Here is a 24,256-nt window from a genome sequence, read left to right as displayed (position 1 = left end):
GGCGAACCGGTGCACGTTGACGGTGAATCCGGGCACGAGGATGCCGCCCACCAGGGTGCCGCTCCGGGCCGGCCCCGGCCCCGGCCCCCGAACCGGCCGAGGAAACCCCTGCTCCCGAGCCTCCCGTCGCGGTGACCGAGAAGCCACCGACGCCGGACAAGCCCCCGGCTCCCGCGCCCACCCCCGTACCCGCTCCTGCCGAAGTCGACTTCGGATGGGCCGCCGGGACGCACGTCAGAGTGATGTCCGTCCCTGCCGCCGCCTCCACTCCCGCGCCCGCGCCCGCGCCCGCGAGGCACACCACCACCCCTTCCGGCGAGACGGCGGCGCGGGGGAGTGGCGAGCGGCGCCGGGTGGTGATCGGCGCCGAGACGACCGGGGCGATCCCGGTGCACCTCCTCTTCCGGGACGAGCCGCAGCCCGCTGCCGTCCCCGGGAGCCCGGCCCCCGTACCCGTACCCGTACCCGAGACGCCGCCCCCACCGCGTACGCCCAAGCCGTCCCTGCTCAAGTCCCCGCGGCCCAAGCCCCCGGCACCTCCGGCACCCCCGGCGCCCCCTGCCCCCGCCGCCGAGGCCCCGCCCAAGCCCATGCTCCGGCCGGCTCCCCAGCCCGCCCCCCGGTCCACCCCTCAACCGGCCCCCCGCCCCGCGCCCCACGCCGCCGCCCCCGCGCCCGCCCGGCCCGCTGCCGAGTCCCCGCGGCCGGTGCCGGACGCCGACCCGACGCTGGTGGAACGGCCCGGTCCGGCGCTGCCCGGCTGGGTCGGATTGACCGGCGGGCTGCTGGCCCTGTTCGGCTGCCTTTTTGTCGTGTGGTGGACGGGCGCGGTGCCCGAAGGGATGGCGCGAACGCTGGGGCTGTCACCGCGGCCGTACGACGGCATCGACCTCGTCCAGTGGTCCCTGCTCGCCCTCGGCATCGCCCTCACTCTCTTCTTCCTGGGCGGGCTCGACCGCGGCCGGGTCGGCCACGCCCTCGTCCTCACCCTCTTCGGCGACTACCGGGGCACGGTCCGCCGCACCGGCCTGCTCTGGGTGAGCCCGCTGCTGCTCCGCCGCCGGGTCGACGTACGGCTGCGGCACTGGCGCAGCGAACCGCTGCCCGCCGTCGACGCCAAGGGCACGGCGCTCGATGTCGTCGTCCTCGTCGTGTGGCGGGTCCGCGACACCGTGCGCGCCGCGCTCGGCGTCGACCGGCACGAGGACTATCTGCGCGAGCATGTGGAGGCGGCGATGGCCCGCGTCCTGTCGCAGCTGCCGGCGGACGCGTTCCACGAGGTCGCGCCGACGCTGCGGGACGCGGAGGCGGTCGGCGAGGCGTTGACCCGGCTGCTGTCGGCGGAGTGCGCGCCGGTCGGCATCGACGTGTACTCGGCGCAGCCGACCCGGATCGAATACGCCCCGGCGGTGGCCGCCGCGATGCAGCGCCGCCGGATCGCCGCGATCGACGCCAAGCACCGGGACAGCGTGCTCACCTCGGTCGTGGACGCGGTCGAGGACGTGGTCCACCGGCTGACCTCCCGCGGTCTGGTGGACCTGGACGACTACGAGCGGAAGGCGCTGGTGAGGGATCTGACGGTGGCGTTCTACAGCGGCCGGTCCGTGCCGGTGGACGGTGCCTGAGTGGTACCCGGGCGGCGGTGGCGGCAGGGGCGGCGGTACGGGGCCGGGGCCCGGTGCGGGGCCCGCGCCCCGCACCCGTATCCCCGCACCCGTATCCCCGCACCCGTATCCCCGCACCCGTATCCCCGCCGTATGGCTCCCGTACCGCCGTCGTTGGTCTGGACATGACTAACTTCCGTCCCTACCGTGGGGCTTGGTCTAGACCTGAACGATCCCCGTCCCCGCCTCATCCCCACCGCGCGCGCGTGCAGCACGGCCCCCAGAACTCCCCCACGTTCTCCTGGAGCGACAGCATGCGAAAGAAGTCAGGTATCGCGGCCGTGGCGCTCGGCGTCGCCGCGGCCTCCCTCCTCTCCGTCTCCGGCGCGAGCAGCCACGGCTACACCGACGCGCCGATCAGCCGTCAGAAGCTCTGCGCCGACCGCACCGTCCGCAACTGCGGCGACATCCAGTGGGAGCCGCAGTCGGTCGAGGGGCCCAAGGGCTTCCCGTCCGGCGGGCCCTCCGACGGCACGATCTGCGCAGGCGGGAACTCCCGCTTCGCCCAGCTCGACGACCAGCGGGCCGGCGCCTGGCCCGCCACCAAGGTCACCGCGGGCCAGAGCTACACCTTCCGCTGGCAGTTCACCGCCCGCCACGCGACCACGGACTTCCGCTACTACATCACCAAGAACGGCTGGGACTCCAGCCGCCCGCTGACCAGGGCCGCGCTCGATCCCCAGCCCTTCCTCGTCGTCCCCTACAACAACCAGCAGCCGCCCGCGACCCTCTCGCACAGCGGGGTCATCCCCGCGGGCAAGACCGGCCGGCACATGATCCTCGGGGTGTGGACCATCGCGGACACCGGGAACGCGTTCTACGCGTGCTCGGACGTTCAGTTCTGACGGTACGTCACCTACCATCCGGCCCCATGGGGACCGGGACCAGCACCGAGACCAGGACCGTGGCGGAGCTCGTACGGCGCCAGTGGGGCGACCACCGGACCGGACTGCGGGACGAGGGCACCACCCTCACCCACCACCAGGCCGCCGCCGGCGCCGCCGCGCGCGCCGCACTCCTCACGGACCTGATGCCCGACCGGCCGGGGCGCGAGCCGCACCTCGGCCTGCTGCTCGACAACACACCGGAGTACCCGCTCTGGCTCGGCGCGGCGGCCCTCGCGGGGGCCGCCGTCGCCGGGATCAACCCCACCCGGCGCGGCGCCGAACTCGCCCGGGACATCCGGCACACCGACTGCCGCGTCCTCGTCACCCAGCGCGCCCGCCTCCCGCTCCTCGACGGCCTGCCGCTCCCGCCCGGCCTGCGGATCCTCGTCACCGACACCGAGGCCTACCGCGCGCTGCTCGCCGGCTACGCGACCGCGACCCCCGACGACCGCTTCCTCCGGCCCGCCCGGCCCGGCAGCCGGCTGCTGCTCACCTTCACCTCCGGCTCGACCGGCGCGCCCAAGGCCACGATCTGCAGCCAGGGGCGGCTCGCCGCCGCCGGCGCCTCCCTCGTCGCGCACTTCCGGATCCGCGCGGACGACACGCACTACATCTGCATGCCGATGTTCCACGGCAACGCCGTCATCGCCGACTGGGCGCCCGCGCTCGCCGCCGGCGCCGGAATCGCCCTGCGAGACCGTTTCTCCGCCACCCGCTTCCTCCCCGACGTCCGCCGCTTCGGCGCCACCTACTTCACCTACGTCGGCCGTGCCGTCCAGTACCTGCTCGCCACCCCCGAGCACCCCGACGACCGCGACCACCGGCTGCGGCTCGGCTTCGGCACGGAGGCGGGGGCGGTGGACGCGGCCCGCTTCGAGGCGCGGTTCGGGGTGCGGCTCGTGGAGGGGTACGGCTCCTCCGAGGGCGGCGCCGCGATCCAGCGGGTGCCCGGCACGCCCGCCGGAGCGGTGGGGCGGGCCGCGCCCGGCGACGACCTGGCCGTGGTCGATCCGGACACCCGGCGGGTGTGCCCGCCGGCCCGCTTCTCGGCCGCCGGTGTCCTGCTCAACGCGGACGAGGCCATCGGCGAACTGGTCAACCGGGGCCGCAGCCCCTTCGAGGGCTACTGGCGCAACCCCGAGGCCGACGCCGCCCGGCTGCGCGACGGCTGGTACTGGACCGGCGACCTCTTCTACCGCGACGCCGACGGCTACCTCTACTTCGCGGGCCGCGCCGACGACCGGCTGCGCGTCGACAGCGAGAACCTGGCCGCCGCGATGATCGAGAACATCCTGGCCCGCTGGGAGCGGGCCGCGGGCGTCGCCGTCTACGCGATACCCGACCCCGTCGCCGGCGACCAGGTGATGGCCGCGCTCGCGCTGCGGCCCGGCGCCGTCTTCGACCCGGCGGCCTTCGCCGCCTTCCTCGCCGCCCAGGGCGACCTCGGCACCAAGATGCCCCCGGCTTACGTCAGGGTCGTCCCCGAACTCCCCCTGACCGCCACCAACAAGATCCACCGGGTCGCGCTGCGCCGCGCCGCCCTCACCGGGCCCGACCCGATCTGGTGGCGCCCGGCGCCCGGCGGCCCGTACGCGCCGCTGACCAGCCAGGACCGGGAGTGCCTACGGAGGCGGTACGCGGAACAGCGCCGTCCATTTCCCGGCGAGGCCCCTTAGGGGGAGCCCGGAGGCGGGGTCGTGCGCCCGGTCCGGGGGCTTCGAAACGGCCTGGCGCGAGACGGGGTGGTCACTTAGAGTAATCGTCATGCGAAAGATCCGTACGCTCCGTGCGTCCGCGCCCACTGGCCCCGGCGCCTCCGCCCGCACCTCTCTCGCCGTCTGGCGGGAGCGGGTGCGCGTGCTGCTGTACGCCCTCGCGGGGTGGAGGCGGCCGCTCGATGCGCCGCCGCCGGTGCGGCGCGCGGCCGGATCCGGCCCCTTGTCGATGGCCCCGCTGACGCCCCGGGCCGCCGCTCGCCGACCTCTTGTCCCGCGCGCCCCGGCGGGGGGTACCGCTGGCCGGGGGCGTCCGCCGCCGAGGGGAAAAGCAGAAGGCCCCTTGCTTTCGCAAGGGGCCTTCCGGTCGGTGCGCCGCCAGGGACTCGAACCCCGGACCCGCTGATTAAGAGTCAGCTGCTCTAACCAACTGAGCTAGCGGCGCTTGCTGACAGAGAAAATACTACCTGGTCCGGAGGGGTGCTCGTGACCACCCTCGCCCGGCCCCCTGTCCTCGCTCTGCTCCGGCCCTGTTCCCGGTCTCGTCCCGGGCCCGCCTCGGGCGGTGTCCTGATCGCGTCGTCCGTACGACGTCCGTACGACGCCCGTACGACGCCCGTGCGTCGTACGCACGACGCACGCCCGCGAGCGGGTCGCGTCCGACCCGTGTCCGGTTCGCGGCCGGGCCGGGTGGGAGCCGGCCCTGTGTGGGGCGCGGTGGCTCAGAGCGCCAGTGAGAGCACCACCGGGGCGGCCCGGCGGTTGAGGGTGTCGGCCGCCGAGCGGAGCCGGTGCGCGTCCTCGATCGGCAGCGAGATCGCCAGGCAGCCCACGGCGGCGCCCGCCGTCAGCGGCACCGCCGCGCAGACCGTGCCCACCGCGTACTCCTGGAGGTCGAGCACGGGGACGGTCGGCGGCTGGCTGTCCAGCTTGGAGAACAGCACCTTCTCGTTGGTGATCGTGCGGGACGTCAGTCGCGCGATCCGGTGTCGGGCCAGATGGTCGCGGCGGCCGTTCAGGTCGAGCTGGGTCAGCAGACACTTGCCGACCGCGCTGGCGTGGGCGGCGGATCGGAAGTCCACCCACTCGTTGACCTTGGGGGTGCGCGGGCCGTCGGCCCACTGGGTGATCTTCACCTCGCCGTCGATGTAACGGCTGATGTAGACGGCGGCGCCGAGCGAGTCGCGCAGCTCGGTCAGCTCCTCCTGGAGCCTGAGCTGCAGGGCGTCGCGCCGGGTGGTGCCGGAGCCGAGCAGCACCAGGGAGTCCCCGACGACGTACGCGCCGTCGGAGACCTGCTCCACGTACCCCTCGCGGCGGAGCATCAGCAGGAGGGGTGACAGATGGGCCGCGGGCAGGCCGGTGTCCCGTGCGATCTGCACGTCCGTCACGCCGCCGCCGTGCCGAGAGATGGTCTCGAGTACGCGCAGTGCGTATTGCACCGAGTGGAACGGTGCGGTGGGCTCGGGCTTCAGCGCCACGGTGTCCCCCTACCAGGTTGTGACCGCAAGCTTCCGTACCACGATAGCCGCCAAGGAGCCGTAGTGGGGCGGCCGTTGGCGAGATTGATGCGGTACGCACGGTGTCTGGTCTGGGGTCCGCCACTCTGGCATATGCCATGGTCACAGCCCCTTGGGAGAGTCGGAGGTCAGCGCCGCGCGCGAGGGGGTCCGCACGGCCGTTCGAGCGGGTTCCGGACGTGAAGATTTTTCCGGGGGAATAACCGGAGACACCCTCCAGTTATCTTTGCCGTACGCCGGACCGGCCCCTTGTGCGCCAGGTGGTCCGGACCCTGATGCAGAGCGGGAAGGCCGGTCACGGTGAGCGACACCACGCGGAACACGGAGCGGGACGGAGCGGCGGACGCGGAGGTGAGCGGAGGGACGGCGGCCACCCGGGACGGGATCAGAGGAACAGCGCTCGGCACCGCGTCCGTGCCGCTGTCGGTCCTCGACCTGGTCACCGTCGGCAGCGGCCGGACCGCGAGCCAGGCGCTCGCCACGAGCGTCGCCCTCAGCCGGCTCGCCGAGCGGCGCGGCTACCACCGTCACTGGGTGGCCGAGCACCACTCGATGCCCGGGGTCGCCTCCTCCTCGCCCGCCGTGATCCTCGCCCACCTCGCCGCCCACACCCGCCGTATCCGGCTCGGTTCCGGCGGAGTGATGCTGCCGAACCACGCGCCGCTGGTGATCGCCGAGCAGTTCGGCACCCTGGAGGCGCTCGCCCCGGGCCGGATCGACCTCGGGCTCGGCCGCGCGCCCGGCACCGACGGCGCGACGGCCCCGCGCTGCGCCGTACCGACCGGCTGGGCGAGGGGGCCGACGACTTCCCCGAGCAGCTCTCCGAGCTGACCCGGTTCCTGGACGACGACTTCCCGGACGCCCACCCGTACGCCCGGATCCACGCCGTGCCCGGACCGGTGCAGGGACCCAAGGGCCGGCCGCCGGTCTGGCTGCTCGGCTCCTCCGGCTTCAGCGCCCGCCTCGCCGGGCTGCTCGGTCTGCCCTTCGCCTTCGCCCACCACTTCTCGGCGCGCAACACCCTGCCCGCCCTGGAGCTGTACCGGCAGACCTTCCGTCCCTCGGCGGTGCTCGACGCGCCGTACGCGCTGATCGGGGTCGCCGCGCTCGCCGCCGACGAGGCCCGTGAGGCCCGCCGGCAGGTGCTGACCGGCGCCCTGTCGATGCTGCGGCTGCGCACCGGCCGGCCCGGGCTCATCCCGACGCCCGACGAGGCCGAGGCGCATGAATTCAGCCACATGGAGCGGGAGTTCGTGGACGACTGGCTGTCGAACGTCGTGCACGGCACGCCGGACGAGGTGCGCGCGGGCCTGGACGAGCTCCAGAAGCGGACGGGCGCCGACGAGTTGATGATCACCGCCAACGCGCACGGCGGGGACGCGCGGCTGCGGAGCTACGAGCTGATCGCCGACGCGTACGGACTGCCGGAGCAGGCCGCGGCGGGTGCCCCGGAGGAGGGGGCGGTGACCGCGTAAGCGCGCGAAGCGGAGGGAATTTCCCGCGCGTTGGTTCCTCCCCGAGCCGATGGATCCGGGGAGGGGCGACTCCGTCTCAAACCGCTCGTCACCCATGGTGGCGGGCGGTTCCGCTTTGCCGTGCGCGTCTCTGACAAGGGGTTTCCCGCGCGAATTGGTCTAGTCCTCAATCTGGTTCAGACCATTGACGCGCTGTTCATGCGACGGATATCACTGCTCCGACTTCCCCGCTGACACCCCCACTTCCGGAGGCATGCCCGTGCACCCCCGTGAACCGCGCACCCCCCGAGCCGTTCCCCGCCCCGTCCGCCGCCCCCTGCTCGCCGCCCTGCTCGGCTCGACCCTCGTCGCCGGCGCGCTCGCCGCCACGGCGGGCCTCGGCTCCGCGCAGGCCGCCGACGGCGCCGCCGCGGCGTCCAATGGCGGCGTCAAGATCGCGTACTACGACCAGTGGAGCGTGTACGGGAACGCCTTCTATCCCAAGCAGCTCGACGAGCGCGGCATCGCCGCCAAACTGGACGTCATCAACTACTCGTTCGGCAACATCCACCCCACCGACCTCACCTGCTTCGAGGCCAACAAGGCGGCCGGTGACGACAACAACCCCAACGCCGGTGACGGCGCGGGCGACTCGTACGCCGACTACCAGAAGTCCTTCTCGGCGGCGGACAGCGTCGACGGCGTGGCCGACACCTGGAACCAGCCGATCGTGGGCGTCTTCAACCAGTTCAAGGAACTGAAGGCGAAGTACCCCCAGCTGAAGATCAACATCTCGCTCGGCGGCTGGACCTACTCCAAGTACTTCTCGGACGCGGCCAAGACCGACGCGAGCCGCAAGAAGCTCGTCTCCTCCTGCGTCAAGCAGTACATCCAGGGCGACCTGCCGGTCGACGGCGGCTTCGGCGGCCCCGGCACCGCCGCCGGCGTCTTCGACGGCATCGACATCGACTGGGAGTACCCCGGTTCGGCCGACGGCCACCTCGGCAACCACTACGCCGCCGAGGACAAGCAGAACTTCACCCTGCTCCTCGCCGAGTTCCGCAAGCAGCTCGACGAGTACGGTGCCGCGCACGGCGGCAAGAAGTACCTGCTGACCGCCGCCCTGCCGGCCGGCCAGGACAAGATCAAGAACATCGAGACGGACAAGATCGGCGCGTACCTCGACTACGCGAACATCATGACGTACGACATGCACGGCGCCTGGGACGGCGACGGGCCGACGTACCACCAGTCGCCGCTCCACTCCGGCAGCGACGACCCGACCGACGTCGTGAAGCCGGGCACCGAGAAGTACTCGATCGACAACGCCATCGACTCCTGGATCGACGGCAAGCCCGCCTACGGCATCGCCGGCGGTTTCCCGGCGAACAAGCTGACGCTCGGCTACGAGTTCTACTACCGCGGCTGGAAGGGCGTCCCGGCGGGCACCGCGAACGGTCTCGCCCAGCCCGCGACCGGCGGCTCCGGCGCCCGTCCGCTGAGCCAGGCGGCCGGCATCGCGTACTACAAGGAGCTGGGCGGCATCGTCGACAACCCGGCCACCACCTTCTGGGACGACCAGGCCAAGTCCGCCTACTTCTACAAGGACGGTGAGTTCTTCACCGGCCTGGACCAGCGCACCATCAAGGCCCGCGCCGACTACGCCCACCAGCGCGGACTCGCCGGCGCGATGATGTACTCGCTGCTCGGCCTGGACGCCAAGGCGACGCTGTTCAACCAGATCGTGGACGCGGTCGGTTCCTCCCCGACGACCCAGCCGACCACTCCGCCGACGACGCCTCCCACCACTCCGCCGACCACTCCTCCGACGACCCCGCCCACCACGCCGCCGACCACCCCGCCCACGGGCTGCGCCGCCCCGGCGTACACGGCCGGCACGGTCTACAACGCGGGCCAGTCCGTCTCCCACAAGGGCCACAACTGGAAGGCCAAGTGGTGGACCCAGAACGAGGAGCCGGGCACGACCGGCGACTGGGGCGTCTGGCAGGACCTCGGCGCCTGCTGACCGAGGTTCCGTGAACCCCGCAGACGACTGCCCCCGCCCGGGATGTCCCCCCGGGCGGGGGCAGTCTCCTGTTCACGGTGTCCTACGCGGGCATCGGCTGGACCGGCAGGGAGGTGACCCCGATCAGCTCGGCGATACGTTCCGGGGCCACCGCCCGCGAGTAGAGCCAGCCCTGCCCGGTGTCGCAGCCGATCCGGCGCAGCCGGGTGGCCTGGCCCGCGCTCTCCACGCACTCGGCGGTGACCGTCAGGCCCAGCCGGTGGGCGAGCTGCACCAGAGCCTCGACGATCACCTCGTCGGCCGGGTTGGCGGGTTCGGCGTCCTGGAAGCCGCGCACGAACGAGCCGTCCAGCTTGAGGACGGAGACCGGCAGCCGGCTCAGATAGGCGAGGTTCGAGTAGCCGGTGCCGAAGTCGTCGATCGCGATCCGCACGCCCATGTTGCTGAGCGCCTGGAGGACCTGCAGCGGCCGGCCCGCCGAGCCCATGACGGCGGACTCGGTCAGTTCCAGCTGGAGCAGCTGCGGGGCGAGCCCCGTCTCGGCGAGGATCCCGGCGACGTCCGCCACCAGGTCGGAGTCCCAGACCTGACGCACGGCGACGTTGACGCTGACGAACAGGGGCCGCTCGTCCGGATGCTCCCGCTGCCACCGCCGGGCCTGACGGCAGGCGGTGCGCAGCACCCAGCGCCCCAGTTCGACGATCGAGCCGTCCTCCTCGGCGATCGAGATGAACCGATTCGGCGTCAGCGGGCCGAACTGCGGATGGTTCCAGCGCACCAGCGCCTCCACACCGCGCACCGAGCCGTCGGCGAGGTCGACCAGCGGCTGGTACTCGAGCGCGAACTCGCCCTGCTCGACGGCCGGCCGCAGCGTGGAGCTGAGGGCCTGCCGGGTCATCCGGTGGGCGTTGCGTTCGGGGTCGAAGAGCGCCCAGCGCGCCTTGCCGTCGGCCTTGGCCCAGTACAGCGTGGTGTCGGCGGCCTGCATGAGGCAGGTGGCGGAGGAGCCGTGGGCCGGCCGCTCCACCACACCGATGGAGGCGGAGACCGACAGCCGCTGCCCGGACAGGTCGAAGGGTTCCTGGAGGGCGGCCAGTACGGACCGGGCGAGATCGGCCAGCTGGTCGGTGCCGGTGGAGTCCTCGACCAGGATCGCGAACTCGTCGCCGCCGAGCCGGGCCACCAGATGGCCGCCGTCGCGGGTGTAGCCGTAGCTGTCCGCGCAGGCGGTGAGCCGGCCGGCGACGGCGGCGAGCAGCCGGTCGCCGATCCGGTGCCCGAGGGTGTCGTTGACGGCCTTGAACCCGTCGATGTCGAGGTAGCAGATCCCGATCCGGCCCGTGCCGCCCTGGCGGTACGAGCGGTACGCCCCGCCCTCGTCCCCGGTGCCCTCCGGGTCCGGCCCGGCGCCGGCGCTCTCCAGTGCGGCGGTCAGCCGTTCGAAGAACAGGGCGCGGTTGGGCAGCCGGGTCACCGGGTCGTGCATCTGGAGGTGCCGCAGCCGGGCTTGCAGGTCGCGCTGGTCGCTGATGTCCGCGACCGACAGCAGGACGCGCCGGCTGTTCGGTACGGGGGCGACCGTCACCTCCGTCCACAGCGAGCGCCCGTTGGGCTGCTTCAGCCGGCGGGTGCAGCGGAAGCGGGCCCGCCGGCCGCGCAGGACCTCGCGGTACGCGCGTCCCGCCTGGCCGTCGGCGGCGAGGTCGACGAGGTCGGCGGCGGCCTGTTCGCGCAGGGCGGCGGGCTCGGTGCCGAGGAGGTCGCCGAACGAGTCGTTGGCGGCGACGACGATGCCGTCCCGGTCGACCATCGCCATGGCGAGCCGGGCGGCCCGGAAGGCGGCGTGGTAGTCCCGGAGCTCGACGTCCGGCCGGGAGTCCCGCGAGGAGTCCGGCGAGGAGTCGGGCGCGGACTCCGGCAGTGAATCCGGCCAGGGCTCCGATGCGGCTCCGGCCGCGGGTGTGGGGCCGTCGGCGGCCCCGCCTTCCGGGGCCGTTCCGTCACGTTCCGTGAGCGGCGGCTCGGCGGGCGAGCGGGCCGGTGGCCGGGAATGGACCGGTTCTTCGGGGGTTCCGCTCACCGCTCGCTCCCGTAGTGCGTTCGGGCCGTACAGATGTGGTCGGAAAGGCCGGCCAAGGAGTCGACCTGGAAAGTCTGCCGATCATAGAGGCTGGCGCGGGCGCCGTTCCAGCTCCCGGGCCCGTGACCGGGCCCTTGAGGGTCGTGAGAGGGGTGTCCGTGGCCGGGTGCGCGACCGTTCTGGAGTGAGTCCGACCCAAGTCGACGAAGAGCTGACCGAATGTGACGTTCCGTAAGCCTCTTTATGCCCGCGTCGCGTCCACCTGATGCACCCCTTCTCACTCGACCGGGGCAGCAGAAGAGGGCGAAAGGCGATGAACACCCACAAGGTGGGTGAGGTGTCGCGCATTCCGGAGCGGGAGGTCCACGTGAGGGGTCAGCAGCCACCCGGGGGAGTGCACCGTGCCCGCCGCCTGAGGTCCGGAGCGGCCGTCGCCACGTCCCTCGGGGCCCTCGCCGCGGCCGGGCTGTTCGCGGGCCCCGCCGTCGCGGCCGGGGCGGCGGGACCGTGCGCCCTGCCCCGTACCGCCGCCCACCACTCCCTCGGCCTCGACAGCTGGAACTCCGCCTACCCCCGCCCCACCCGCGCCCTCGACGCGGTCATGATCTTCCTGTCCTTCCCGGACTCCGTCCCGATGACGGCCCCCTTCGAGCTGGCCGCCGACCACTTCCCCGTCACCTCGGAGTTCTTCGAACGGGCCTCCTACGGCCGTTTCCGGCTGCGCGTCCACCCGCAGCGCGGCTGGACCCGGATGCCGCGGCCCTCCGTGGCGTACGCCATACAGCGCGACTGGAGCAGCGAGCACCGCGCGGCCTATCTGCGCGACGCGATCAAGGCGGCCGACGACACGGTGGACTTCTCCCGCTACGACCTCGTCTACCTGGTCGCCGACCCCGACGCGCCCGGTGTGGACTCCGACGCGACCAAGGTCGTCAACCTGGAACAGCCGCTGGAGGCCGACGGCACGGACATCAAGCGGGTCGTCACGGTCTTCGAGCGGCACCCGCCGGACCACAACGTGCTCGCCCACGAGACCGGCCACGTCTTCGACCTGCCCGACCTCTACCACCGGCCCACCGACGGCAAGGGCGACTGGGACACGTACGTGGGGGACTGGGACGTCATGGGCAGCCAGTTCGGCCTCGCCCCGGACCTCTTCGCCTGGCACAAGTGGAAGCTGGGCTGGCTGGACCGCGCCCAGGTCGTCTGCGTCCGCGGCCCCGGCACCCGGGCCATCGGCCTGGAGCCGGTCGCCGCCGCCCCGGTGGCCGGCGGCACCCTCGGCACCCGGCTCGCGGTGGTCCGCACCTCCGGCGACAGCGTGCTCGCGATCGAGGCCCGCTCGGCGACCGGCAACGACCGCGACACCTGCGCCGAAGGCGTCCTGCTCTACCGGGTCCGCAACGAGGCGGCCTCCGGCGACGGCCCGGTGCAGGTCGTCGACACCCACCCCGGGACCTCGGCGTGCCAGGAGCGCTCGGTCTATCCGCCGCTCGCGGACGCGCCGCTGCGGGAGGGGGAGTCGTACACCGTGCCGGACACGGGGGTACGGGTGGAGGTGGCCGACCGGTCCGCGTCGGGGGTGTGGACGGTACGGGTCACCGGGCCGCGGCCGGAGGCTCACGCCGACCGCTGACGCCCGCCCCGGGCACCGGCGTCCCGGCATTCCGTACGGGAACAAACAGAAGGCCCCTCGCTTTCGCGAGGGGCCTTCCGGTCGGTGCGCCGCCAGGGACTCGAACCCCGGACCCGCTGATTAAGAGTCAGCTGCTCTAACCAACTGAGCTAGCGGCGCCTGCTGACGTCGTAGACATTAGCACCCCGATCCGCCGGACGAGAAATCGATCCCCGCACGTGGGAGCGGGTCGGGGCCGCTACGCGGCCCGCGCGGCGCGTGCCGCCCGGACGCAGGCCCACAGCAGGACCTCGGGGCCGGGCAGCCAGGGGCGCCGGGCGTCGGGGGCGACGAGCCAGCGCGGCTGGGCGCTGTCACGCGGCTCGTACGGGACGGCGTCGCCGACAGCGGTGATCCGTGGCCGGAACGGCGTCGGCGGGGTCAGCGGCGGGATCGTCACCGCGTCCCCGGGGCCGTGGCACAGCGGCCGCGGCACGGTCTCGCTCCACTCCTCCCAGCCGAGCAGCGACGGGAGGCGCTGGGCGGTGCCGGGGGCGGCGAACAGCAGCATCCGGCCCCGGTGCGTGGCGACCGGCCCGCAGCCGGGGCCCTCGGCCCACAGGGTGTCCAGCACCCGGCGCCCGAAGGTGGGCTCCACGTTCACCACGTCGAACACCGTGCCGCAGGGCAGCACCGCGGGCGTGGCGGGCCGCCGGAACCAGTGCGCGAGTGCGGCGTGCGGGCGGGCCGTGGCCGAGGCGAGCCACGCGGCACCGTCGTCGGTGACCCGGGCGGCCTGGTAGCGGCCGAAGTCCTGGAGGGTCGTCTCGTCGAGCAGCCACGTCGTCATACGGGAAGGTCTACCGGGCGTGATCCCCCGGCTTCAGGGAGTTGCGGAAAACCCGGACAGGGTGCCGAGGCGAGGAGTATCGTGCGCCCCGGCATATGCCGGGCGGCCAGGCCGGGGGCTCACTCGGCAGCCCTCGGAGAGCACACCCCGTACCGCGCTCCCCGGGGTTCACTCCTCCCGGTCGCGGCTGTTCGCGCGCGTCAGGCCCCGGCCGAACTCGATCATCTTGCGGGCGTAGTCCTCGGTCCAGTCGGCCCGCGCGGCGATGTCCGCGTCCGTCAGCCGGTCGAACCGGCCCGGGTCCGCGAGCTGGGCCGCCGCGACCGCCTGGTACTCGACCGCCCGGTCCGCCGCCGCCCGGAACGCCAGGGTCAGCTCGGTCGCCCGCGCCAGCAGCTCGCGCGGGTCGTCCATCGCCTCCAGACCGAAGAAGTGCTCGGGATCGGCGGTCGCCTCGGCGGGCTCGAAGATCAGCGGCGCGGGCCTGACCCGCCGCCGCGCGCTCCCACTCTGCTCCGCGGGTTCCGCCATACTCGCTCTCCTTCTCACGCGGACGGCCCGGACACCCGGGCCGCCGTCCATTCTCCCGCGCCCGGCCCGAGGCTCACAGGCCCCGGGCGGGAGCGCGACGGGCCGACCGGGCTTACGGGGTCCAGCTCACCCGGTGTTCCGTCAGGTGCGACAGGACGGCGTGGTTGGCCTCCCAGCCGTCCGGGAACTTCATCGTCACGCCGAGCTGGACCGGCTCCGTCGAGGGATGCTCGTCGAGGAGTTCCGCGACGCCCGCGCGGCACACCACCACACACGCGTGGCGGTGCCGGGAGGCGAGGACGCACAGCCGGCCGGTCTCCAGGTGGAAGGCGGTGGCGTCGGGGCGGCCGGAGAGTGGGTGGAGGACGACCGTCACGTCGTACTCGCGGCCCTGGAGGCGGTTGGCGGTGTCCACCGTCACGCCCGTCACGCCGAGTTCGGCCAGGGCCGCGCGGATCGCCGCCGCCTGGTCGCGGTGGGCGGTGCCGACGGCGATCCGCTCCGCGGTGAGCGGCGCCGGGTCGGGGGACCGCTCGCCGACGGTCACGCCGCCCCGGTCGAGCATGCGCCGGACCACCAGGGCCACCGCCAGGACCGCCTCGGGGTCGGTGCGCGGGGTGTGCCGGGCGGGCAGTTCGAGCAGGCCCCAGCCGGACTCGGCCGCCTCGTCCAGGACCCGGTCCGGGCCCGAGCCGTCCGAGGCCACGCCGAAGGACAGCCGCCGGTCGCCGTGGTCCGTGCCGCTGCGGAAGCGGGTGTACGGGTAGAAGGCGTCCGACACCAGCGGCGCCGCCGACGCGGGCAGCCGCCACGACACCGGCAGCCGGTGCTGCGGCAGTTCGGGGTTGTGCGCGAGCAGTGTGGAGACGGCCGACGCCGACGGGTCGTACGACAGTCCCGCCCACTGTTCCGCGCCCACCACCGAGAACGGGTCCAGCTGCCCCGGGTCGCCCACGAACAGCGCCCGCTGGAACAGCCCCGCCACGGCGAGCAGCGCGTCCGAGCGCATCTGGTACGCCTCGTCGACGATCGCGTGCTCCCACGGCTCCACGTTCTTCACGTGCGCCCACTTCGCGGCCGTCGAGATCACCACCGGCAGCCCCGCGAGATCGGCCGGCTTCGCCGACTTCCGTACCTGTTCCAGCGCGTCGAGCGCCTTGTCGTACGGGTCCGTGTCGTTCGAGTGCAGCCGGCCCACCGGGAGGTCCGGCTCCTTCTCGGCGAGCCGCAGCACCAGGTCGTCCACCTGCGCGTTGGTCTGCGCGATGACCATCAACGGGCGGCCGGCGGCGGCCAGTTCGAGGGCCGCGCGGACCACGAGCGTCGACTTGCCGGCGCCGGGCGGAGAGTCGACGACCACCCCGCGGGCGGTCCCGTGCAGGGTGCTCTCCAGGATGGCGGCCGTCGCCCGCGCCGCCTCGGCGGACGGGTCGAAGACCGCAGCGCCGGAGGCCGGGGACGTGAAGGTCAGAGAACCGAAGGTCAGGGATCCGGAGGGCGTGGAGTCGCGGGTCACAGGATGTCCTCGGGGGTCACGGCGTCGGGCAGTTCGGCGGCGTCGGAGCGCGGCGGGCCGCCGTGCGTCCACGGGGTCTCCTCCGGGTCCGGCAGCTTCGCGCCCGGCCGCTGGTCGTGCTCGAACAGCGTCCAGGCGATCCGCTCGCCCTTCTCCGGCACCGTCCCCTCGGCCGGGTCCTTCGACCGGCCCATCTTGTCGAGCAGCCGCAGCACGAGCGCCCCGTCCTCCTCCCGGCCCACGAACTCCGCGGACTGCGGCCGGCCGTCCAGCGTCCGGTACACCTTCACGCCCTCCCCGAGATGCGGCCGGTCGTCCGTACGGACCGTCAGGAGCGGGCGCGGTGCCGGGCGCTTCGACTCCGACCAGGCCATCGTCACCTCCGCCACCTCCCCGACGAACGCCTCGCCCGCCAGCCGCCGCCCCGCAAGGACCAGCGGGTCGTCCAGCGCCTCCTGCGCCTCCAACTGTCCCTGCGCCTGCTCGCGCGCCGCCAGCTTCTGCGCCGCCGTCACCGCGTCGTCGCGGCGCGGCTGCGGCGGCTCGCCCGCCGCGATCCGGTCCCGCTGACCGGTGAACGACCAGCGGTCCCGGGTCCAGCGGTCGGCCACCCGCGCGCCCTCCGGCAGCTCCCGCAGCAGGCCGAGCGCCTGCCACACCCCGTACCAGGTCGGCCTCAACTGCCCGGCGACCAGCCGCCGGATCTCCCGCTCGGCCCGGTGCAGCGCGGCGAGCCCGTCCTCCGCCGCCTCGCCGTCCTCGGCCGCGCCGAGCGCCTGCCGCGCCTTGTCGTAGGCCTCGATCGCGGGGGCGAGCAGCCGGTTGTCGAACGCCGGGTCCGTCGCCGGACCGGCCGGCGGGCACTCCAGCTGCCCCCGCGCGTCCCGCCCCAGCTCGGCCCGCAGCGCCGCCTCGGCACCGCGCTCGCCCTCCGGCGGGTCGATCCAGGCGAGCAGCGCGCCCAGGTGCTGGTCCTCCAGGGAGGACTGGCCGGTCGCCCAGTGCCGGTTCAGCAGATCCGTCGCCGCCACCAGCAGCGAGGACCCCGGCACCCGCGCCCGCTCGCCGAAGTGCGTCAGCCAGCGGCCGAGCAGCGGCACCCGGGGCGGCGCCGGGAACGGTGTCTCCGGATCCTGTTCGGCCGTCCGCCGGAACCGGGTCGACCGCCCGAGCAGCCGTACGTACTCCACACCCGCCCGGCTCGGCACCACCAGCTGCGGCGCGTCCGCGCACAGCGCGACCTCGACCTTGACCTTCTTCCCGGTCTCCGGGTCGGTCTCGGACCGCTCCGCCGTCTCCACGTCCTCGGCGAAGGAGTCGACGTACGGCAGGATCGCGTCGGCCAGTTCGGCGAGGAACGCGAACCGCAGATCCCGGTCGCGCGGCTGCGGGACGACCAGCAGCCGCGGCTCCTCCGGGTCGGTGCCCACCAGCGCGCCGAGCGGCGCGCCCGCCTCGCCGGACGTGGTCAGCGGGACGAAGACGAGCGGGCGCTCCGACAGATGCCGGTGCCGGACCGTGGCCAGCGGCTGGGCCCGGCCCGCCTCGACGGCCTCCATCCGGGCCAGGGTGGAGATCAGCGACACGTCGCCACCCCCGCGCGCGTCCCCGCACCCGTGCCGGTGCTCGTTCCGGCATAGGCCAGGGCTTCCGTCCGCAGCGCCCGCGCCCGCCGCAGCGCGTCCACCGCCGGATCGTCCGGGTCGCCCTCCTCGCCGCGCGCCGCCGCCAGGACCGCGCCGATCGTCGTCAGACCGCCCAGCTCGCCCCGTACCGAACGCCCCAGCGCCGCCACGACGTCCGCCGCCCGCGCCCGCTCCCGGCAGTGGAAGGCCAGTTCGCACGCGGACAGGCATTCCGGCGCGTACGCGTGCGGGACGCGTTCCACCGCCGACGCCAGCTGCTCCGGCGAGCACTCCGCCACGTCGAAGCTGACCTCCGGCGGCAGCGCCGCCGCGATGTCCTCGATCCGGGTCAGCCGGGCCAGCTGGCGCCGGGTGACCGCCACCTGCTTGCGCACGTCCACCGCCGACGCCGTCGGCAGGTTGGAGAAGTCCTTCGGACAGACCAGCAGGACCCGGTGCGCCACCTCCGCGCCGTCCGTGACGGCCGCGGTCCGCTCCAGGGCCAGTACGTACACCGCCGCCTGGCGGGCCGCCGCGCCCACCTTCGCCGCGTCGGCCGAACCGTCGATCATCGGGAACGACTTGATCTCCACGACCGTCCACCGGCCGTCGGGGTGCACCACGACCGCGTCCGGCTCCAGGTAGACCGGCGAACCGGCCACCTCCAGGGCCAGCATCGGATGGTCGAACAGCGCCCAGCGACCCGCCGCCGTCGCCTCCCGCAGCGCGAGCGCCGTCCGGGCCGCCCGGCCCTGCGGCCCGGCCGCCGTCAGCTCCGGCAGGTCCACCGTGCCCGGCTCCTCGATGCCGAGCAGCGCCAGCAGCTCCCGGCCGCCGTCCGCCTTGACCTTCTTCTCGAACGCGTTGCCCCGGGCGATCGCGAACTGCGACTGGCCGAAGCCCGAGGGCGCGCCCAGCTTCGCCGCGAGCGCGGTCTTGTCGACCCCCGCCCCGTCGAGGATCGCCCGCCGCCGGCAGCCCGGGTTCGCGGCCAGGGCGGCCAGCGCCCGCGCGTCGAGCGGACGCGGCACGGTGGCCGGTCCGCGCAGCTCAGCGAGCCGATGCCGGAGTGTCGTCTGCGGCGGCCGGTGCGGACCGCTGTCCAGGGATGCGCTCACCCGCGGAAGTCTCCCATCCGCCACTGACAACCGGGGAATTTCGCGGGGAATCGCCCCCGATCACCCCATCGCCGCGCCCGCCGGCCACCGCCGCCGCGCCGGCCGCGACCGGGACGCCGGAACCGGCCCCGGCGCGGCCCGGGAGCCGGTCCAGGAAGCGGAGCACGTACGGGGTGAGCAGCAGCCCCGCCCCCATCGCCGCCGCCCCCGCGACCGCGTCCAGCAGATAGTGGTTGGCCGTGCCCATCACCACCACCGTGGTGAGCAGCGGATACGCCACGCCCAGCGTCCGGAGCAGCGGCGTCCGCCCGTACCGCCACAGCATCACCCCGCACCACAGCGCCCACCCCACGTGCAGGCTGGGCATCGCCGCGTACTGGTTGGTCAGCCCGCCGAGCCCACGCGGCGCGCTCGCCTCGCCGCCCCACCAGCCGTACGCGCTGAACTGCGCCATCGTGTCGGTGAACCCGTGCGCCGCGTCGAGCAGCCGGGGCGGGCAGGTCGGCATCAGGACGAAGCCGACCAGGCCGAGCAGTGTGGAGGTCATCAGCCAGGCGCGCGCGGCGCGGTAGCGGGCCGGGCGGCGGCGGAACAGCCAGACGAGCACGGCGGGCGTGACCAGATAGTGGAGCGACGCGTAGACGAAGTCGGCGGGGACACCGAGCGCGGGGGTGGCGGTGAAGAGCCGGTTGAGCGGGCGTTCGAGGGCGAGGCCGAAGGTGTCCTCGACGCGCAGGAGGGAGAGTCCGTGGGCGACGGCGGTGCTCGCGTCGCCGCGGGCGAGCAGCCGTCCGCCGGAGTACGCCGCGTAGACCGCGGCGATCAGTATGAGCTCCACCCACCAGCGTGGCCGACGCATATGACGTGTCCCCCCACTCGTCCTTGATCGAAGGAGGACGCGGGCCGGGGGCGGTCGGTTGCCCGGACATCACCATGAATTCGCGCGGACGACGCCGGATGGCCGGAACGGGCCGGGTGATCAGGGTGAGTGATGATGGGACGGCACCTGTACCTGAACATCTGGAGAGCCCGCATGGCACCGGCATCGGCACCGCGCATCCTGCTCGCCCGGCACGGTCAGACCGAGTGGTCGCTGCTCGGCCGGCACACCGGCAGGACCGACATCCCGCTGCTCGACGAGGGCCGGCGCGGCGCCCGACTGCTGGGCGCGCGGCTGCACCGTACGCCGTGGGACGGACTCGACGGCGTCGAGGTGCGCACCAGCCCGCTCGCCCGCGCCCACGAGACCTGCGAACTCGCCGGCTTCGGCGACCGGGCCGAGCCGTGGGACGCGCTGATGGAGTGGGACTACGGCGCGTACGAGGGGATGACCCCGGCGCAGATCCAGGAGATCCAGCCGGGCTGGTTCATCTGGCGCGACGGCGTCCCCGACGGCGAGACGCTGGCGGAGATCTCGGACCGCGCCGATCACGTCGTCCAGTGGGCCCGCGAGGCCGGCCGCGACGTGCTGGTCTTCGCGCACGGCCACATCCTCCGCTCGATCGCCGCCCGCTGGCTGGGTGAGGACGTCTCCTTCGCGGCCCGGCTGCGCCTCGACCCGACGAGCCTGTCGGTCCTCGGCTGGGCGTACGGGGATCCGGCGATCGAGCGCTGGAACGACACCGGACACCTCGAACAGGCGCGGTAGTACGGCAGTTGGTGTTTCAGTCCGGAGTCACGGGCAAGTCTCCTGCTATCGTCCCGAATCGGGACGATCGCCGCTTCCGGCCGCGTTTCGCATCTCTCACTCGTGAGCGTTTCCTGAGGCTCGGAGAGGATGGACTTGTCCACGTCACTGGCGTCCTCGTCAGCCACCCTGCAGGTGATCCGCACGCGCAGCGTGGTGCGGCAGTTCACCGGCGAACCGGTGGACGACGACCGGCTGGACGCTCTGCTCGACGCCATGCTGGCCGCCCCCACCGGCGGCAACAAACAGGCATGGGCGTTCGTGGCCGTGCGTGATCCGCGCACCCTCCGGGTGCTCAGGGCCTTTTCCCCCGGGCTCATCGAACCGTCCCCGCTCGTGGTCGTCGCGTGCTTCGACCGCTCGCGCGCCGTGAAGGACGACGGCGAGTTCTGGGACGAGGGGCTGCTGTGCGTGGCCATGGCCGTGCAGAACCTGCTGCTCGCCGCGCACTCCATGGGGTTGGGCGGATGTCCCGCGGCCAGCTTCCGCCGGACCTCCGTCCAGGCGCTGCTCCGGCTGCCGGAACATCTCGAACCGCTCCTGCTGGTGCCCGTCGGATATCCGAAGAGGGACCTCGTCTCTCCGCCGCGTCGAGACCGAAGCGAGGTGGTCGGTCATGATTTCTGGGGAAACCCCTCCCCGACCGGTCGATGAGGAACTGATCCTCCTGGCCGCGTATCTGCTCAGCTGCGGACGCGGGCTGCTCGACGAACCGCAGGTGTACGGCACCTTCCGGTGCATCGACGCCGCCCGCCGGGTCCTGGTCCTGCTGAAGGACCGCGGCCTCGACAACAGCGAACTCCTCGCACTGCACAGTCAGTTGGAGGACTTCATGTGCGGGCCGATGATCCAGCGGGACGTCACCGGCTTCCTCGACGAGGTGTGCCTGCGGCTCACTCTGCAGCTGAGGGATTCCGACCTGATCCCGCAGGAGCCCCCGTCCGTCGTGCCCGTGTGACCTGAGGGAAGCGGCGTCATGAACCAGTTCGACGTGCTGCCCGTCACGGCCATGTGCCGCAGAGTCTTCGAGCGGGGCGACCATGTGCTGATCGGGGTCAGCACGGGCAACAGCTACTTCAACCAGGAGCGGCTGGGCGCCCTGCTCGTCTGGGCGGAGCGGCACTTCTCCCTGATCGACGTGATGTACGTCGACACGCACATCGACACCATGCTCGTGGCGTGCGGACTCACCCCGGACGAAGCGCGGCGCCGCACCAAGGGCATGCTCAAGGACGTCCGGCGCAGACTCCGGCGCGCGCTGGAGCGGGTCGCCGCCAGCGAGCACCCGCGCTTCCGGGTCCGGCCGCTGTCGGAGTACGAGACCCTGCCCGGCTACCAGGAGGTGCTGCGGCGCGCCGAACCGGACCTCGCCCGGAGCGGGCTCCTCTCGCGCGCCGCCGAGGAACAGGTCCACGACCTGCTGATGTCCCAGACGCCGGGCCCGCCCGGGTCGGCGTCCGCGGCGCAGTGGAGCGCGGGCCTCGCCTACCTCCGCGCCGAACTGCCCTTCCTGCTGAACACGCCCGGCATCCTCGACGTACCCTCCTCGGTCGCCTGCTACCACAAGTCGATGCCGGTGGTACGGGAGTTGTTCCAGGGCCTCGGCAGTCTCGACCGCGATCCCCGCCAGGGCTTCCTCGTGGTCCGGCCGCCCGCCCCCGCACCCTCCGCCGGTTCACAGCCGGCGGCACCCCCACTTCCCGGGAGGAACACGGTGACCCTCACCGCGCAGTACGACGAGATCTCGTCCGACTACACCGATGTGGAACGGGTGTTCAGCACCTACCGCGGTCTGATCGAAGTCCCCTCCCTGCTGCACGCCCTGGGGCCGGTCGAGGGGGCTTCCGTCCTCGACATCGGCTGCGGCTCCGGCGCCTACGCCCGGCTGCTGCGACAGCAGGGCGCGGCCCGGGTCCTGGGGGTGGACCTGTCCCCAGGCATGATCGACACGGCGCGGCGGCTGGAGGAGGCGGACCCGCTCGGGGTGCGGTACGAGGTCCACGACGCCGCCGACATGCCCGTCCTCGGCGCGTTCGACGTCGCCGTGGCGGTCGCGGTCCTGCACTACGCGGACAGCCGGGAGACGCTCGCCCGGATGCTCCGGCGGGTCCGGTCCAACCTCGCCGACGGCGGGCGTTTCCTCGCCTACGTCGGCAACCCCCGGCTGCCGTCCGGCACCGCGCAGATGAACGGTCTCGTCGTCAACCGCCCGGACGACCCCCGCGACGGCGACCCGTCCCCCCTCACCATCCCCACCACCCCGCCCACCACCCTCCCGGCCCGCTACTGGAGCTGCGAGACCATCGAGGCGGCCCTCGGGGAGACCGGCTTCGGCCCGGTGGTGTGGGAGCCCATGAAGGGCGTTCCCTCGTACGCCGGGGAGCCGGTGAACCTCCTGCTCAGCGCACGCGCGGAGACTGTTCCGGCCTGACCCGGCCTGACCCGGCCTGTCCCGGCCTGACCCGGCCCGACCCGTCCGGCACGGGCTTCCCCCGGGGTGACGGAGCGTCGGGGGTACGGGGCGGGGCGGCGGGACCCGGAACCAGGTCCCGTCACCCCACCCCGTACCCGCACCGGGGGCGGTGCGCTCAGTGCGCCGCGAGGATCTTCCGCGTCTCCGTCAGCATCCGCCGGATCCGGGCCGACTCGACGCCGTCCAGCGCCCCTTCGACCCGCCGTGCCTCCGCCGCGGCCTCGTCGGGCCGTCCCGCGTGCGCGAGGTCGACCGCGAGGTGGGCCCGGTAGAGGGCGAGGTTGCGCGCGAAGTGCGGGTCCTGCCGGTGGGTGGCCCGCTGGGCGTGGTGGGCGGCGCGCGACCAGTCGCCGAGCAGCGACCAGCTCTGCGCCTCCAGGGCCTCCATCTCCGGTTCACCGAAGAAGGACATCCATTCCGGGTCCTGTTCGGAGCCGCCCCGCCCGAAGAAGGTGTGCGCGCGGCCCAGGGCCTTCATGCAGGTGGCCCGGTCGCCGAGGCCGGCCCACGCGCCGGCCAGCCGCAGGCTGAGCAGCGCGAGCAGCCGGGACGAGCCGAGCGCCCGCGCGGCCCGCAGTCCGGCCTCGGCGGCCCGTACCGCCTCGTGGTACCGCTTCGAATCCCGGGCCAGGAACGAGGTGTTGCAGAAGGCGTGCGCCTCCAGGGCCGCGTCCCCGGCCAGCCGGGCGGTGGCCAGGGCCTCGGCGTAGTGCGAGCGGGCGTCGTCCAGCCGGCCCGAGTCGTGGGCCAGCCAGCCGACCGAGATCGCCAGCTCGCCGGCGCTGTTGTGCAGCCGGCCGGTGGTCTCGCGGCGGGCCGTGCCGCCCGCGTCGAGCAGGGCGAACGCGGCCCGCAGCGGCTGGGTGGCCCGCTGGTAGAAGCGTTCGGAGCCGTGCCGGTCGTCGAGCAGCCGGATCTTCCGTACGGCGTCCTCGACGGCACGGACCTCGGCGTCGCCGACGCGGTGGGCGCCACGGGGCGCGGGGATCGCGACGGCCGGGCCGTCGTCCAGTCCCATCGAGACGGCTGCCAGGGTGGCGGTGCCGCCGGTCATGAATGCGCGACGCAGCACGTCGCTCTCCTCATCGTTCCGGGTGGTGAGGGCGAGGGGGGACGGCGCCGTGGCCGGCCTGCGGCCTCGTACGGCCTCCCGCGCCGAGAAGCCCAGGTCCGCGAGGGTCAGCCCGGGGAACATGTGCAGGAACACCCGCTCGTACGCGTAGTTCGGGCAGCGGATCTCACCCGCCTCCACGCGCCCGATGTAGCGGGCGTCGCAGGCGACCCGCTCGCCGATCTCGCGCGCCGACCGGCGGACGAGCGCCGCGAACTCGGCCGGCGAACGCCCCCCGCGGAGCCCGCGGAAAGCGAGATTGGGAACTGCCCGTGACAACGCCATGGCCGAGCCCTCTCCTGGTGCTGCCGGTGTTCCGGCGGGAAAAACGTACCCGCTGTGACCGGTCGCCTACGCGGAGTTTGCCAACAAACCGGATATCTC

General features: G+C 73.5%; 17 protein-coding genes, 2 tRNA genes and 2 pseudogenes. 10 read left to right on the top strand and 11 right to left on the bottom strand.

The window, feature by feature from the left end; genetic code table 11:
- Positions 1–344: 344 nt before the first annotated feature.
- The 3 genes and pseudogenes from ABZ693_RS26320 to ABZ693_RS26310 form a co-directional block, all read left to right on the top strand.
- Positions 345–1,625: pseudogene (locus ABZ693_RS26320) on the top strand (SPFH domain-containing protein); the annotation flags it as partial.
- 293 nt (positions 1,626–1,918) lie between these two features.
- Entirely contained in the window at positions 1,919–2,509 is a 591-nt protein-coding gene (locus ABZ693_RS26315) for a lytic polysaccharide monooxygenase auxiliary activity family 9 protein (RefSeq protein ID WP_359881899.1), read from the top strand.
- A gap of 26 nt (positions 2,510–2,535) precedes the next feature.
- Positions 2,536–4,227 carry an AMP-binding protein gene (locus ABZ693_RS26310; RefSeq protein ID WP_359881896.1) on the top strand — a complete coding sequence of 564 codons (1,692 nt, stop codon included), beginning with the start codon at positions 2,536–2,538 and terminating at the stop codon, positions 4,225–4,227.
- Positions 4,228–4,637: 410 nt separating this feature from the next.
- Here the strand turns inward: ABZ693_RS26310 and ABZ693_RS26305 are convergent.
- Together ABZ693_RS26305 and ABZ693_RS26300 are read right to left on the bottom strand one after the other, a co-directional pair.
- A tRNA-Lys gene (locus ABZ693_RS26305) sits at positions 4,638–4,711 on the bottom strand.
- 277 nt (positions 4,712–4,988) lie between these two features.
- Positions 4,989–5,747, bottom strand: a complete 759-nt coding sequence (locus ABZ693_RS26300) for an IclR family transcriptional regulator (protein WP_359881894.1) — start codon at positions 5,745–5,747, stop codon at positions 4,989–4,991.
- Between the two features lie 390 nt (positions 5,748–6,137).
- On the opposite strand from ABZ693_RS26300, the pseudogene ABZ693_RS26295 reads away from it, so the two are divergent.
- Both ABZ693_RS26295 and ABZ693_RS26290 read left to right on the top strand, forming a co-directional pair.
- Positions 6,138–7,261 (top strand): annotated as a pseudogene (locus ABZ693_RS26295) (LLM class flavin-dependent oxidoreductase).
- A 253-nt stretch (positions 7,262–7,514) separates the two neighbouring features.
- Positions 7,515–9,266 (top strand): glycosyl hydrolase family 18 protein, encoded by a 1,752-nt coding sequence (locus ABZ693_RS26290; RefSeq protein ID WP_359881891.1) that lies wholly within the window; start codon positions 7,515–7,517, stop codon positions 9,264–9,266.
- Between the two features lie 82 nt (positions 9,267–9,348).
- On the opposite strand, the gene ABZ693_RS26285 is transcribed toward ABZ693_RS26290, so the two are convergent.
- Positions 9,349–11,082, bottom strand: coding sequence for a putative bifunctional diguanylate cyclase/phosphodiesterase (locus tag ABZ693_RS26285; RefSeq protein ID WP_435842546.1), 1,734 nt, complete (start codon positions 11,080–11,082; stop codon positions 9,349–9,351).
- Between the two features lie 577 nt (positions 11,083–11,659).
- Here ABZ693_RS26285 and ABZ693_RS26280 point away from each other — a divergent pair.
- The gene (locus tag ABZ693_RS26280) at positions 11,660–12,982 is read left to right on the top strand and encodes a M6 family metalloprotease domain-containing protein (protein ID WP_435842544.1); all 1,323 of its coding nucleotides are present in this window, start codon (positions 11,660–11,662) and stop codon (positions 12,980–12,982) included.
- An 85-nt stretch (positions 12,983–13,067) separates the two neighbouring features.
- On the opposite strand, the gene ABZ693_RS26275 is transcribed toward ABZ693_RS26280, so the two are convergent.
- The 7 genes from ABZ693_RS26275 to ABZ693_RS26245 all read right to left on the bottom strand — a co-directional run bounded on the left by ABZ693_RS26275 (position 13,068) and on the right by ABZ693_RS26245 (position 19,460).
- A tRNA-Lys gene (locus ABZ693_RS26275) sits at positions 13,068–13,141 on the bottom strand.
- Between the two features lie 79 nt (positions 13,142–13,220).
- Positions 13,221–13,811, bottom strand: coding sequence for a hypothetical protein (locus ABZ693_RS26270; RefSeq protein ID WP_435842543.1), 591 nt, complete (start codon positions 13,809–13,811; stop codon positions 13,221–13,223).
- A 168-nt stretch (positions 13,812–13,979) separates the two neighbouring features.
- Positions 13,980–14,342, bottom strand: coding sequence for a DUF8844 domain-containing protein (locus ABZ693_RS26265; protein WP_359881888.1), 363 nt, complete (start codon positions 14,340–14,342; stop codon positions 13,980–13,982).
- Between the two features lie 112 nt (positions 14,343–14,454).
- Positions 14,455–15,813, bottom strand: a complete 1,359-nt coding sequence (locus tag ABZ693_RS26260; protein WP_359881908.1) for an AAA domain-containing protein — start codon at positions 15,811–15,813, stop codon at positions 14,455–14,457.
- Positions 15,814–15,854: 41 nt separating this feature from the next.
- Positions 15,855–17,444 carry a hypothetical protein gene (locus tag ABZ693_RS26255; RefSeq protein ID WP_359881885.1) on the bottom strand — a complete coding sequence of 530 codons (1,590 nt, stop codon included), beginning with the start codon at positions 17,442–17,444 and terminating at the stop codon, positions 15,855–15,857.
- Positions 17,435–18,601: a hypothetical protein gene (locus tag ABZ693_RS26250; protein WP_359881884.1), complete on the bottom strand. Its 1,167-nt coding sequence runs from the start codon at positions 18,599–18,601 to the stop codon at positions 17,435–17,437. The genes ABZ693_RS26255 and ABZ693_RS26250 overlap by 10 nt, the downstream gene beginning before the upstream one ends.
- Positions 18,534–19,460 carry a phosphatase PAP2 family protein gene (locus ABZ693_RS26245; protein WP_359881881.1) on the bottom strand — a complete coding sequence of 309 codons (927 nt, stop codon included), beginning with the start codon at positions 19,458–19,460 and terminating at the stop codon, positions 18,534–18,536. The genes ABZ693_RS26250 and ABZ693_RS26245 overlap by 68 nt, the downstream gene beginning before the upstream one ends.
- Before the next feature lie 174 nt (positions 19,461–19,634).
- Here ABZ693_RS26245 and ABZ693_RS26240 point away from each other — a divergent pair, with 174 nt between their 5' ends.
- The 4 genes from ABZ693_RS26240 to ABZ693_RS26225 all read left to right on the top strand — a co-directional run bounded on the left by ABZ693_RS26240 (position 19,635) and on the right by ABZ693_RS26225 (position 22,719).
- Positions 19,635–20,249 (top strand): histidine phosphatase family protein, encoded by a 615-nt coding sequence (locus ABZ693_RS26240; protein WP_359881878.1) that lies wholly within the window; start codon positions 19,635–19,637, stop codon positions 20,247–20,249.
- A gap of 135 nt (positions 20,250–20,384) precedes the next feature.
- Complete coding sequence (locus tag ABZ693_RS26235) at positions 20,385–20,942, top strand: nitroreductase family protein (protein ID WP_359881877.1); 558 nt, start codon at positions 20,385–20,387, stop codon at positions 20,940–20,942.
- Complete coding sequence (locus ABZ693_RS26230; protein WP_359881874.1) at positions 20,905–21,246, top strand: DUF6092 family protein; 342 nt, start codon at positions 20,905–20,907, stop codon at positions 21,244–21,246. The genes ABZ693_RS26235 and ABZ693_RS26230 overlap by 38 nt, the downstream gene beginning before the upstream one ends.
- 18 nt (positions 21,247–21,264) lie before the next feature.
- Positions 21,265–22,719 (top strand): tRNA-dependent cyclodipeptide synthase, encoded by a 1,455-nt coding sequence (locus ABZ693_RS26225; RefSeq protein ID WP_359881871.1) that lies wholly within the window; start codon positions 21,265–21,267, stop codon positions 22,717–22,719.
- Positions 22,720–22,876: 157 nt separating this feature from the next.
- Here ABZ693_RS26225 and ABZ693_RS26220 read toward each other — a convergent pair whose 3' ends face one another.
- Positions 22,877–24,157, bottom strand: a complete 1,281-nt coding sequence (locus ABZ693_RS26220; RefSeq protein ID WP_359881869.1) for an NsdA family TPR-like regulatory protein — start codon at positions 24,155–24,157, stop codon at positions 22,877–22,879.
- Between the last annotated feature and the right edge of the window lie 99 nt (positions 24,158–24,256).

Origin of the sequence: Streptomyces laurentii (assembly GCF_040635425.1) — a bacterium.
GTDB classification, from domain to species: Bacteria; Actinomycetota; Actinomycetes; order Streptomycetales; family Streptomycetaceae; genus Streptomyces; species Streptomyces laurentii.
This window is presented reverse-complemented; position numbering and strand designations above follow the sequence as displayed.